Raw genomic sequence first — 13313 nt, forward strand, 5'->3', positions numbered from 1 at the left:
CCACATTATTTGCTATTACCGCTGCCTGAGCGATGATGCGTCAAGACCTTTTTGCAGTGAAACAAATGTGTCGTTCGAAAACAACTGATCCAACATCAACCTCGATCACCTCCGCTTGCCTCAAGACCTTCAAAGACCTCGTCAAAGTTACTGCCTGAAGCGATAAACCTATCGATCAATTCCTTCTGAAAGCGCCATTCTTTGCCAATCTTAAGACCGGGCAATTTCTTCTCCCTGGCCAACCTGCAAATCGTGATCTGGCTCATCTGCAGGTACTCGGCTAGTTGCTTTGTGGTCATTATCTCGGCGCTTCTACCCTTCATCTTCTCCTCCGGCTTTGCCGATACGCTTGCCGCTCTTACGGCCCTTATGCCTATTCCTTAGCAAGCAAGGCTTTGTATATTTTATAGCAATATCCGGTCCTATAGCAACTGATAAATTGTGTTTCCGGCTTATTTTATCGTTTGCTATACTTTGAGAGCCTATCAGTAACTAGTGTGCTTTTATCATCGTTTTCTATCTGTTGCTATTGTTTGCTATCGTTTTGTATGCAACTAATTACAGACAAGTGCCTTGCCATGCTTTGGCATACTTTTTGTTTTGGGAAGCTAAATTATATACGCGACGAGAAGAATACGATGGAGCTTTTCGACTCGGAGGGATCTTCAGGAAGGTTTATTACGATTTGATTGGAACGGAACGCCTCAATCGGTCGGCGCTCCTTGGCTTCTGTTTCCAGTCCAGCCAACGTCAAATGCCTTTCCTTCGCTTCCTCTGGTTCTAAGTTCCTTGCTAGAGCTTCTGACACGTCTAACCTCTTCAACAAAAAGATTTTTGAACCTAGTACAATCTTCGGCACCAGAGAAGAAGACTTAACCTTTTTTTAAAGAATTTGCGATCGCAAGGATCAAGCTGCTTGGTCTCACGTACCGATTACGTTATACGAAAACACCTACACTCTCTCTTACCTGCTCGATCAAGAGCGAGGCGGGATACTTCTGGGCTCCCGCATCCAGGATTTCCATCGCCTCGTCGAGTTCACCCAATTTTGTTAACGTGCGCCCCAAGGATATGTAAAGGGTGATCTCTTCGACTCCATTATTGAGCGCCTCAAAAAAGAATGTCCGGGCTTCTTCATAAAACTCGCTTCCCAAAGAGGCCCTCCCGAGAATAAAGAACGCCTCGCCATCGGCACACCCGGCCTCGTACGCCTTGATCAGCTCTTCGACCGCCACATCGTTCTGCCCGACATCATAGTAAATCTTGCCAAGGAAAAGGCTCGCCTCGCCGGGGGATACCTCAAGCTTGTCCAGCAGCTTTACCGCTTTCTTAAATATCTTGGTTTCGCCAAGCTCAAGCAATTTTCGCATAAGGTCCACGGCCAACCGCTGCATCTCTTCACGGTTATCCTCGATTGCAATCGACACCTTGCGCCCGCTTAAGGTATCGGTTAAGGCGCGATATAGCTCTTTTATAGGGTCATGGACACCCTCCGGTAGCGAGTCGATCGTTGCGTATGCACCCTCATAGTCCCCCAAAAGCAGGTTGCAGACTACCCTGTCCATGGACGCACTGGGATAGAGCCGGCTTGAAGCAGCGATATCCCCAAGGGTGTCAGCGGCTTCCCGGTAGCGTTTTGCGTTGAGTAAGCACTGCCCCCGCAGCAGAGACGTCTGAGAAGGATCAGTAGTAACGCCGGTCATCTTATCCAGGTATTCAAGCCCGATTTCGTGATGACCGGCCTGGCTGAAAACCAGCGCTAACGCCAACAGCACCTCGTCAGCACGTATATCCACACATGATTCGAGGGATTGCCGCAACCCTCCCGGACCTTCACGACGCATCAATATCGACCCAAGCTCGACAAGCGCCGGGCTATATCGCGGATTGTATTCAAGAGCACGTCTATACTCACTCACGGCCTGCTTTTCGTCCCCGATCGCCAGGTATGCCTTGGCGAGTTGATGGGCCGCTACATGGCCACCCACGCCCGGATGGCTGACATATATCCTGCCGGACGGACCGGCCTCCAAAGCCATCCCGAACGACGCGATCGCAGCGGCATACTCCCCTGTTTCCACCTGTATCAATCCCTCGATATAAAACAGGTCCGTGTAGTCCTGGTACGCCTCTTTGGCATCCGTTAAGACCTTTAACGCCTCGCGATACCTACCGATCTCTTTTAGACATATCGCTAAGTTCCTTACAAGTTTGGATGCATGCACGACATCAAGACTTGAGAGATTAGCAAACGCTTTTTTATAGGTCTCAAGCGCCTTCTCATAATCCTTGCGCTGTATGTACACATTGCCCAGGTTAAACCTCGCGACAGTATTTTCAGGTTTTCTGGCGAGTTCTTTTAAAAGAATAGTGAGGGTATCCTGGCCTATCTCTTCCCTATCCTGAGCAGTTCCTCTGTAGGCATAGCGGTTGACCCTGATTCTCGCAAAACCGGCGCTAAGATTAGAGCCATGCAACATATCTAATACGGGTCCGGTTGATGTACTGCTCTGGCGATATTCCGGCCGGTTTCTCCAGAGCCGGAAGGTAAGGTCGATGATGCTATCGTTCTCACTAACGAAGTTTAGCTGGTTAAAGAAAAACCCCTCACGTTCCGAATCCTCAAGAAGTTCCCTGACAACAAGCGTATCCTCGCTCACCAACTCTTCATCGGCGTTAAGATACATTACCCAGTCGCACTTCGCATGCGACGCAGCCACATCTCTGGTCTGTGCTAAGTCGCCGGACCGCTCATGGAAGAAGATCTTAGCGCCAAAACCCTTGGCTATATCGATCGAGCGGTCGGTTGACCCTATATCAACAACGATAATCTCATCCACGACATCCTTGGCACTGCTGAGACAGCGTCCGATAGTATCCTCATCATCTTTTACGATCACCACCAACGATAGCGTGGGCGACTCGACATACTTATCCGGAAAGCGCCATGGCTCCTGCATATAGCGCTCTGCATAGACCTCGATCGGGTCCCTGTACGCCTCTTGCTCCGCTAATGCACCGATTGCCGGTTTCACGACCATTAATTCGTGTGTGCCGATTGCGTTGTTTTTACCGCGATTCTCGGCGGTCGAACCACCGGCCTGTGCTAAAGCATACGGTCCGTCCGGCCTCACGCCGGTTATGGAGCCGCCGCAATGATGAACAAAGGTATCTCCCGCACGGACGAGTTTAAAGCCCGCAGACTGCGCCCTGTTGCAGTAGCCGGTATCATCGAGGCCGCTTGTGCCCGCATCATCGGGCAAAAGACCGATTTTCTCAACCACCGACTTCCGGGCCAAAAGACAAAAACCGGCAAGCACGTCTATCTCAATATGCTTTGACGTATCCCGCTTGTTAAATCTCTTAGCGAATTTGTGCATTGCCACAATCGAAGCACCATATGAAACCCGCACCGCCTGGCCTTCCGCCGCCAAATTCGACATCGGTCCGACCAGGCCGACTTTGGGATCACTTTCTATGCAGGCAAGTAAGTTATCAAGCCAATTTGCGGTAACTACCGCATTACCCTCTAAAAAGAGCAGATAGTCCCCGGAAGCAAGCTTAACCGCCTGGTTATAGAGCTTCGCAAATCCCAAACCCGCCTCGTTCTTCATGACTTTAGCCTTAGGAAGCGAGTCGAAATACGCCGCCGTTCCATCAGTCGCCCCGGTATCGACTAAAACGAGTTCGAACGGCCACCGGGTATATTTAAGCACGCTTTCAACACAAGCTTTGGTATATTCAAGCCCGTCGGAAGCGAATATAACGATACTCGTTACTTTTTCACGAGACACAGACCCGCCCCCTGCCTGCTATCGGCTTTAGCCTTTTTAGCGACAACCACATACTGTGCATACTGCACCTCGGCGGCAAAGCTCTCCGGGACAATATCAAGCGGCTTCAACCTTTTAATAAACGCATGCGCCTCATTAAAATCGGTAAGGCCATTCGTAAGTCCCTCGACCTGCTCGACCTGATACCCCGCCCACCTGAACATATGCACGATCTCGCGCAGCGTAAAAAATCGCAGGTTTGTCGTATCGAGCACCCCATCCTTTTCATAATGCCAGTGCCCCTTCAAGAGGTCTTTTATGACCGGGAAATACAAGGTATTGGGCAGCGCGGCCAGGATTTGCCCGTTTGCCGATAAAAACCTGCGCTGCTTCGCAAGCACCCTCCACGGGTCGTGCAACCGCTCCAGCACATCCCCGTAAATAATAAAATCAAAGAACCCGTTCCTGAACGGAAGCTCGATCTCCTCGATATCACCGACGATGACTTTCTCAAGCCGGCCCCTCGCCCGGTCGGCCACGGCTTCCTTCACCTCGACGCCGTAGACCTCCTTCACACCGAGCGACTTTAACATCTCGCCAAGCAGCCCCTCACCGCAGCCGATGCTTAACACCCGCTTCGCCGTCGAGGGAACCGCCTGGATAATAGACCTATTTATCTTCTGGTAATAAGCATTATCCTTGTTGTGGATATAGGCATTGCTGCCGTTTGCAGAGAGCAAAATGCCTGAGATAAGATTCGCCGAATCCTTTTTCAGCGTCGTTTCGAGGATAAACTGCAAGCGCTCCCGGTACGTGTATCCATGAAGGCACCGCTCTTTAGCCAAGCCCGCCATCTCTTCCCGCTTCTTCTCGTTCTTGAGATAATGGCCGATCTTCTTGACCAACTCATCCGGCGATGAATATACGTCGATCTCGCGCCCGATATCAAAATATTTGCTGAGGTCCGATCTGGAGGTATCCACTAGCTGGAACCTCCCGCACGCGGCGATCTCAAATGTTTTGGCATTGGGCGAAAACGCCATCACCCGGCGCTTGTTCCCATCATAATGGGAATCATCATCAAGCGACCGGTGGATGTTTATATTGATCTTGGCGCCCGCATAATACTTCGCCGCATCGGCGGCATAAACGACCTTGTTCGAGATAACGTCTTTGAGCTTGGAAAAAGATTTTAGACTATCCCACCACTGCCCGACGATCCGCACCTTCAAGCCGCTTTTAACAAGATGCTCGGCGATCTCGTCGACAAGCTCGATCCTGTTAAACAACCCCGATCCGACCAGGCAAACATCCGACTCATAATGCGACACGGACATCTTCTTATGCACCTTCGGAAACGCAGCAAACGGCAGGTGAAACACATTGGCACACCCGAACTGCCGGTATACATCGACCGCATTCGCCTCGACCGTAAACACATAGTCATACACACCCGCATACTCAAGCGCAGAATCGATCTCGAAGGGGTCATCGACAACCCACAGCGCAGTAGCGACCCCCATCTTCTTTATCGAGCGCACAATCGACGCCGGGATGCACGAACCCCGTATGGTAAGAACAAGATCGGGCTCAAATTCGCTCACGACCTGAAGAAGCGCCGCCGAGGCGTAGGTATGAAGGGAATCCGCCGAATAATCGATATCATAACTTTGTCGCACGTGGTCGAAGGCGATATCGAAGAATTTGATATGCGCCGTGAGATCAAACAGCCGGTAGTCGACATCCATCTCACTGAGCGTAAGATCGATATACCGATCAAGCGATTCGTGAAACGGACTCGGGCCTGAATTCACATATAAGACTTTCACCTGCGACCCCTTCTGCGATTACTATAACTATTGGTAAAATGCCGTGCGATTATTGCTGTGTTTCTTGTAGATAAAAGATAAATAAAAAAGAAAGCCTCTTGAATCCTTAGTTAGCAAGAGTCTATAACATGAGCGGGGCGTTGTAAAGTAACAATGCGGATAGACAACGCTGTGAACAGGTATTATGCTGATATGCAATCCTGAAAAACTGTATGTAACCGATACTAGCCAATTGCAAAGAAAAAGCCGACTACTTCAGAAATCCTCTAAAGCAGCCGGCTGTTATAACAAGGGCTTCATCAGTGAGAGCCCTTGTACTACTCCTACCTGATTTCCTTCCATGCGCCCCTTAACTCTTTCAAAAGCTCTTCTACTTGTTTAATCTTCTGTACATCGTTGTTTGCATTTGCGATAGTAAGCTCTTGCAGCATATGAACATACAGGCCTTGCAAATTTACTGCCACTTCTCCGCCCGCTTTCATATCAAGCGATGCAAGCAGCTCCTCGATAATAGCTATCGTTCTCGTTATATACTGAATCTTTTGAGTTATATTGCCTTGGTTGATGCAGAATATTGCCTTGTTGAGACGGCTTATAGCGCCGTCGTAAAGCTGTATGATAAGATCTAGTGGATTTGCGGTTGTTGCTACCATTGTATCAGTATATGCGTTTTGCGCATAAGCTGTATTCATCTTATCTGTCCCTTCCTATTTATTTATTGCCGCTCATTGCTTCGAACTGTTGCGTCATATAATTTCCCTGGCCCTGAAGCCGCTGTACGATCGAGTCAAGATCATTGAACTTCTTCCTAAGATCTAACTCGACTTTATTGAGCCTACGTTGCATCTCTTCTTCTCTCTTGGCCAGCAATTTAGTAGTTGCACTGTAACCTTTTTGCTTATCTGGAATAGCGGTTTTTATGTATGTATCAAGGGTCGGTTCAAGAGCAGCCGCCATTTTATTGAGTGTTGTTACAACACTTTGATCATCGGCTGCCAATGCTTTATCGAATGTTGCGGGATCAAAGGTCAGAACACCGCTTTTATCATGCGTCACGCCCAAGAGTGTAAGTGAACTGTTGTTATATGTATTAGTAGTAACTCCTTTGACGGCAGATGCTAAAGTCCTTACCGTACTATCGCCAGTCAGAACTCCTTTTTGAACGCTATTCCCTTGAATGTCGTTTACCGTTTTCATCAATGCATTATAGGCACTTACAAGCGCGTTGATTTTTGCTTTCAATGAATCGTTATCCTTCGTTACATCAAGATTGATGTTGTTGCCACCTGAATCCTTTTTTAAGGTAATAGTTACGCCGGCGATAACGTCGGATATCGTGTTCGAGGATTTCGTTACCGCAAGCCCATCAACTTCAAGAGAGGCGTCCTTTGGTATAAGTGATTGCGACAAGTTCGCGGTTCCACCGTTAACAAGCCCGGTGGCGCCATCGTAGGTAGGATTAAACGCGAGCGTCGATAAACCGGTCATATCGAGATCATCTGGGTTCTCTTCGTATGTACCATCGTTATCTTCATCGATTTTTACGGCAATCTTGTTTACGACACCTGTTTTGCTAGAAGCCAGGACAAGTCTATTGCCCGTTCCATCGTTTACTATAGACGCGGTAACATCCGTCTTGGCCTTATTAATGGCGTCCTTGATTCCCGTAAGTGTATTATTCGTTGAATCGACCGTTATTGTGAAAGTAGCGCCACTGCCAACCTGAATCTGCAGTTTCTGTGTAGCGTTTACCGACAGATCGGCTACAAGATCAGTTGTATTGGCAAATGTCGTCGAGTAGATGCTTTGGGCAGCTGCAATGTTGATAACTTTGATGCTGTGGCTGGCCGCCGAAGCACTCGTATCCGTAGTCATAGTAAAGACAGCCGTGTCACCGCTGGTAGCCTTCATGCCTATGAGGCTACTATCCTTTAACGCAGTGATAGAACTCTTAAATGTTGTGAGCGATGATAACAAGTTGCCGAGGCTGCTTATTTTTGCCCCATAATCGGCCTCTTTCTTTTGCAGCGCGGTAAGCGGCTGACGCTCGACCTGCATAAGCTTGGTGACTACATCATCGGTATTGATGCCGGAGAAAAGCCCCGAAGTTATTAATCCCATTTTACGCCTCTTTATCGTAGTTACGCTTTATACTTTCCTGAAGGCGCTCGTAAGCATTTATGAGTTCCTTTGGCGGAATCTGCTTTACTACTTGGCCTTCCTTATCAAGAAACTGGATGACTACATACTTCTCATTCTGGATAGCAAAGACAGCCTTGCTGTTATTTATCGCAACTTCAGGTGCTGTTTGCTTAGATACCTTGACCTCTGGGGCTTGACCCTTTTGCTGGGCTGGCTCAGAAGGTTGTGCGCTTTTGCTTGCAGCTATATTCGGTTTTATTAAACCCGTCAGTTTTACTTCCATATTATTTGAAGAGAGGGCGGCCTAAGGGCCGCCCCCAATTCTCCCTCCAATTGATTACTGCCTGAGCAGCGTCAACACGTTCTGTGGTAGTGAATTAGCCTGAGCTAATACCGAGATACCAGCTTGCTGCAGAATCTGCGCTTTTGTTATATTCGCAGTCTCAGCCGCAAAGTCGGCATCCATGATTCGTGAATGCGCTGCTGTGATGTTCTCAAGAACGTTCTGCAAGTTCGACGTTGTCGACTGGAACCTGTTCATAACAGCACCGAGATCGGCTCTCATGTTCGAGATAACGTTCAGGGCTGCGTCAATGCGGTTAATAGTATCGTTCGCATTGGTAACCGTGTTAACGTTAACGCTTGAAAGCGTCGTCGAGTCCTTAATGATGGTGGCCGCTGCAAAACCGAGGTCGGCATATGCGCCGGTCATCGTGATATCTTCGGACGCCGAAAGGGTGATTGTGCCTCTTGTAGCAACGGCAACTGTGTCACCAACAGCGGCCTGTAGACCTTCGCCAGCCGTGGTATCCTCCATTATGTTGATATTGCGACCATCGGCTGTGCTGAAAGTAATACTGCCGGCCGCGAAGCTAGCGGAAACACCGGTCGTCGCTGAGTAGAGGTTAACCTGTGCTGCAACCTCTGCACCTGTCGGACCGGCTACAGTGGCATCAAAGTTGGTATAGATAGCTTGATTGTTGATAGTGAGGTCGTACGCAACACCTGCACCAGGAGTTATAGCCGTCCATGTGCTGGCTACTGAGTTCTGAGCAGTAGCGGTAAGACCGGCAACACCTGAACCGTTGATTGCCTGAACTTTAGCATAGGCGCTGTCAGAGGTCTGGCCGGCGCCCGTCCCTGCAGTAGAAGCACCGATTGAAACAGCTGTACCGGTACCGATAGCGATGGTAACGCCACCGTCTGCAAGGGCGTTAGCGGTAACGCTAGAGCCACCGGTAGCCGAGGCGATCTGGCCGATCTGGCTTGAGCGCAGGCCCTGGGTAAGCGATACGTTAATTGTCTGACCAGCATTCGCACCAACCTGGAACGCCTTGGAACCAAGTGTGCCATCAAGCAGCGTCTGGTTGTTGAACTGGGTCTGGGTCGCAATACGGTCGATCTCCTGAACCAGCTGCTGAACCTCTTTGTCGGTTGCGGAGCGATCCAGTGCGGTGTTCGAGGCGTTAGCCGACTGGACAGCCAGCTCACGAATCCTCTGCATTGCGTTGGTCATCTCGTCGATAGCACCCTCAGCGGTCTGTACAAGAGAAACCGCGTCGTTTGCATTACGGACGGCCTGGTTAAGACCCTTCATCTGTGCGTCCATCCTCACAGCGATAGCGAGACCGGCCGCGTCGTCCTTGGCTGAGTTGATTCTCAAACCTGAAGAGAGTCTCTGCATAGCTGTCTGGAGTGGGGTAAGTGTCTTACTGAGGTTTCTTTGAGCATTCAGTGACTGAATGTTCGTGTTGATTACTAATGGCATTTTTCAATTCCTCCTTGAGTTTTCGAGTTTCCGATCTTGTGATCTTCAACCCATCTGTCTTAGGCATCCTTGCCTTAGGTTTCTTATCATGGAAAGCCTACCTTATCCGGCCGGTTTAAGGGAAAGCCTTCCACAACAAAAATGGCCTTAACGTTGTTATCGTCAGGCCATTAGTTTTTCTGCACAAGATTTGAGGAAATTCTTAAGAATTATGGGTCTTGCTGTGAAGGTTTCTCAGGTAGTAATTCACCCAAGTTTTGCAGGGCCGCTTCTGAGGTCGATGCGGCGAGGCTGTTCTCTTCGAGAATAGATTTATAGATCTCCGCACGATGTACCGGGACGTCTTTTGGGGCTTTGATCCCAATCTTTACATGATCATCCTTGATCTCTACTACGAAGATTTCTATATCCGTTCCTATATGTATACTCTCGTTAAGTTTCCTGGTAAGAACCAGCATTGCATCTCCTAAGATTTATGAAACAACCAATTAAGATTTGTTGAACAAACGGTGCTTGGTCGTATAGTCCTCACTAGACAAGATAACCTGTTTTGCCGTGTTATTTCTAGTGTTAATAATAACCGGCGCCTTAAGGTTGGCAGTCATCTTCTTCGGATCTTTCGGAATAGTCAGTATCGACAGCATGACCCAGCCTTCGTTGGAGCTGTCGTCGGCTCCTTCAGTAACCTCTAATTTCTCCAGGTCGATCTCATTTACGGTCGGCTTGTAATTCTCAAAAAACAGCCATGGATCGGTCACGACAAATGCAACGTCCGGTGCGTCCACGGACTGAAGCCAGGCAAAGGGGCTATCCTCTTTGTGAGGAATAAGGATGAACCGCTCCGTTTCTGGAAATCCGGGGATTTCATCGACGAAACGAATTACGTTCGCCTCATCGATTTCGACTTGGCCAAACCTCGTAGTCGTAAATTGAATCCTCTTAGTGCTCGTTCTCTCAGCAAGTTTTACCATAATGCTCCGGAAGCCCCCGCAGGCTATACCTCGTGCCTGTTTGCTTCCTTCTCTCCTTTGCTCGTTTAATAGTAACCCTAACAAAGTGCTTTTAAAACACTCTAGTTATTGGCTTAAAAACCTTTACTTACATAACGCTAGATAGCGCTACCTCAAGAAATCAATGAGCGATTTTTGCATCGCCGTGCTGCCGGCCATTAAGGCCGCCTGGTATACGTTCTCATCCATCTTAAGCTTTGTGATGACCTCGGATATGTCGGCGTCTTCAACGCCGCTGAGGGCTTTTGTCAGGCCGAGTTTATCATCCTCTAACCTGCTCTGGGTCATCTCGAGCCGGTTTGTTTTTGCCCCGACTACCATTAACGCGTCGGTAATCATGCCAAGCGCATCATCGATAGTACTCGTATCAGCCGATACGGCGGCATAATCGCCAGCAAGCAAATCGTCACGCAGGGTGATTAAGGTCTGAAATACATCGGTTGAACCCTTGAACACCGCATCTCCCGGTAAGTTAACCGAAACATTGACTCCCTTTTCGGTCTCGTAGTTGATCACGTTCGAGTCGCCATTATAGTTAATAGTTGTTGCCGGCGGCCCGCCTGCTTCGCTAAACGGTGCAACCGTTGTCTGGTTGCCGCCAAAGATATACCTGCCGGCGATGTTAGTGTTTCCGACACTAACCATCTCCGTCAGGAGTTGATCAACCTCAGTGGCTATCGCATTCAGCTCAGTCTGGGTATTCGTACTGTTAGCACCTGTTACCGCAAGCTCTTTTGCCCGCAGCAACAGATCGGTGGAATTTCTAAGGGCCATATCGGCCGTGTTGAGCCATTGCAAACCATCACCGATATTGCTTAAATACTGCTCGGTCTCCTTTATGGAAACCCTTATGCCGAGCGACTGGTGTACTGCGACAGGATTATCCGATGGCTGCCTGTAAAGCTTACCCGATGATAACTGGTCCTCACTTCGCTCGATTCGAGCGTAAGAAGCCGATATGTTTTTAAGGATCGTGTTCCCAAGCATTGTGTTTGTTACTCTCACCTAGATCACCTCCTACCTCACCATCCTGTTAATTAAAGTATCGAGCATGTCGTCAAGCATCGTGATAACCCGTGCCGCCGCTTCATACGCTCTCTGATACTTGATCATGTTCGTCGCCTCTTCATCCAGTGAGACACCGGAGACAGATTGGCGGTGATTTTCTATCAAGTCGGAATAGAGCTTACTGTTGGTAATCATCCTGCCTGATTCCTGGGATTCGATACCGAGATTTGTGACCGTTGATCGATAAAAATCATTCATCGTGACGTTGTTACCGTTGATCGTCAGCAGCGTATCTTTTAGCTTACCGATAGCCAGGGCGTTTGAATTATCCCCAGGTATAGCCGCTACATCCGTTGCCGCCGCCACGTGTGTTGGGTCATCGACATCAGCACTTAAGGCGATATCCGCGGCCCCGGTCCCTGTGAAAAAGTTCCAACCGGTAGTGCCGTCTAAACCAATACCCGTCGCATGGAGGTTATTGACCTCGGTTATCAAGGTGGATGCCAACGTATCAAGTTCACCGCGGTACTTTTGGATAGTCACATCTCGCGAATCGACCAACGATTTGATCTCCCCGCCGTATAATGTGACCGCCGAACCGTCCGCTTCCCATGTCACATCGTTATAGCCGCTGTTGAGGCCATTGGGCGTAGTCTGTATGTGGTTTGCCGAATACTCGCTTACCAACTGCCGGCCGTTTAAAAATATTAGTGCGGCTCCCGAATCCTGTTCGCCTACCGTGATATCGGCTATCTTCGAGAGATCATCAATCAGCTTATCCCGTTCATCCTTCAAATCGTTTGGCTCTACACCAAACGTCTGTATTCTGATGATTTCGTTATTGAGCGAATAGATCCTATCGGCTATGTTATTGACCTCATCGACCTTTACCGCGACCTGGTCATTCAAGTTATCACGCAGACGGCTGAGCTTCGCATCCAACTGGTTGAACGTCGATGTAAGCGTGCGCCCCATCTCTATTACCGAGGTCCTCACCGAGAGGCTCTCCGGATTCTTGCTCAACTGCTGCCAGGCATTCCAGAACTCACCCATGATGTTCTGAAGGCCTGCCTCTGAGGGCTCGTTAAGTATCGACTCAACCTGCTTGAGCACATCGTCTTTCACTTCCCAGCCACCCAGGGCTTGATTCTCTTTTCTGATCTGCCCATCAAAATAGCTGCTTCGCACCCTCTCGACCGATTTTATCTCGACGCCGGTACCAAGCTGGGCCTGTAGCATAGGCCTATTGTAGCCTGGATAGGGGAACGATGGGGTCGCCGCAAGAATCGCGCGCTGCCTTGAATAGCCAGGCGTATTTGCGTTGGCAATGTTATGTGCCGTGACGTCCATCCCATATTGACTTGCCTCTAGGGCTCTTCTGGCAATGCTTATCCCGAAAAATCCATCCATCCTATAACACCTCTTTATGCCCTTCCATCAAACAACTTAGGGTTTACACCTTGGGGGTTGGGCTTTTGACCGTACACCGGACTTTCATCTCGCATGATCGCGTTGAAGAGGAAGTTGATGTAGCCGATGTTTCGCCTAAGAAGCTCGGCGTTAGTCTTGTTGGTCTCGCCGAGGTCTTCGACTATCGAAAGCATCTGGTCTTTAAGTTCTACGGCCTTGTCGGCCGTTTGTTTATCAAAATCTTTCAGTATCGTTGAGAGCTGGGGGATTGGTTGGGGTACGCTGCTGTCAGTACCTACGTTCATAAGGGTGAGCCGTTTTTTCTCCAGGTCGCGAACAACCCGCATCATCTGCTCCGTCGCCTTGACTAGGT

General features: G+C 49.2%; 12 protein-coding genes. All 12 read right to left on the minus strand.

Translation table 11 applies throughout. The features are described 5' to 3' along the window. Positions 1 to 95: 95 nt before the first annotated feature. Positions 96 to 323: a helix-turn-helix domain-containing protein gene (locus tag ACYC56_RS07700; RefSeq protein ID WP_461373597.1), complete on the minus strand. Its 228-nt coding sequence runs from the start codon at positions 321 to 323 to the stop codon at positions 96 to 98. Positions 324 to 938: 615 nt separating this feature from the next. Then, positions 939 to 3794 (minus strand): tetratricopeptide repeat protein, encoded by a 2856-nt coding sequence (locus ACYC56_RS07705; protein WP_461373598.1) that lies wholly within the window; start codon positions 3792 to 3794, stop codon positions 939 to 941. Continuing rightward, complete coding sequence (locus tag ACYC56_RS07710; RefSeq protein ID WP_461373599.1) at positions 3776 to 5602, minus strand: glycosyltransferase family protein; 1827 nt, start codon at positions 5600 to 5602, stop codon at positions 3776 to 3778. Before ACYC56_RS07710 ends, ACYC56_RS07705 begins: the two co-directional genes overlap by 19 nt. Positions 5603 to 5925: 323 nt before the next feature. Next, on the minus strand, positions 5926 to 6294 hold the full coding sequence (gene fliS / locus ACYC56_RS07715; RefSeq protein ID WP_461373600.1) for a flagellar export chaperone FliS: 369 nt from the start codon (positions 6292 to 6294) through the stop codon (positions 5926 to 5928). A 19-nt stretch (positions 6295 to 6313) separates the two neighbouring features. Then, positions 6314 to 7723, minus strand: coding sequence for a flagellar filament capping protein FliD (fliD, locus tag ACYC56_RS07720; protein ID WP_461373601.1), 1410 nt, complete (start codon positions 7721 to 7723; stop codon positions 6314 to 6316). A 1-nt stretch (position 7724) separates the two neighbouring features. Beyond that, on the minus strand, positions 7725 to 8027 hold the full coding sequence (locus ACYC56_RS07725) for a flagellar protein FlaG (RefSeq protein ID WP_461373602.1): 303 nt from the start codon (positions 8025 to 8027) through the stop codon (positions 7725 to 7727). A gap of 54 nt (positions 8028 to 8081) precedes the next feature. Further along, complete coding sequence (locus ACYC56_RS07730) at positions 8082 to 9512, minus strand: flagellin N-terminal helical domain-containing protein (protein WP_461373603.1); 1431 nt, start codon at positions 9510 to 9512, stop codon at positions 8082 to 8084. A 209-nt stretch (positions 9513 to 9721) separates the two neighbouring features. Next, positions 9722 to 9970 carry a carbon storage regulator CsrA gene (gene csrA, locus ACYC56_RS07735; protein ID WP_461373604.1) on the minus strand — a complete coding sequence of 83 codons (249 nt, stop codon included), beginning with the start codon at positions 9968 to 9970 and terminating at the stop codon, positions 9722 to 9724. Positions 9971 to 10000: 30 nt separating this feature from the next. After that, positions 10001 to 10483 (minus strand): flagellar assembly protein FliW, encoded by a 483-nt coding sequence (fliW, locus tag ACYC56_RS07740; protein WP_461373605.1) that lies wholly within the window; start codon positions 10481 to 10483, stop codon positions 10001 to 10003. A 147-nt stretch (positions 10484 to 10630) separates the two neighbouring features. Further along, positions 10631 to 11527, minus strand: coding sequence for a flagellar hook-associated protein FlgL (gene flgL / locus ACYC56_RS07745; RefSeq protein WP_461373606.1), 897 nt, complete (start codon positions 11525 to 11527; stop codon positions 10631 to 10633). Positions 11528 to 11539: 12 nt separating this feature from the next. Further along, the gene (flgK, locus tag ACYC56_RS07750; RefSeq protein ID WP_461373607.1) at positions 11540 to 12940 is read right to left on the minus strand and encodes a flagellar hook-associated protein FlgK; all 1401 of its coding nucleotides are present in this window, start codon (positions 12938 to 12940) and stop codon (positions 11540 to 11542) included. 14 nt (positions 12941 to 12954) lie between these two features. Continuing rightward, positions 12955 to 13313: flagellar export chaperone FlgN (gene flgN / locus ACYC56_RS07755; RefSeq protein WP_461373608.1), on the minus strand; the 359-nt coding region annotated here is incomplete at its 5' end.

The sequence above is a fragment of the Candidatus Aquicultor sp. genome (assembly GCF_054640775.1).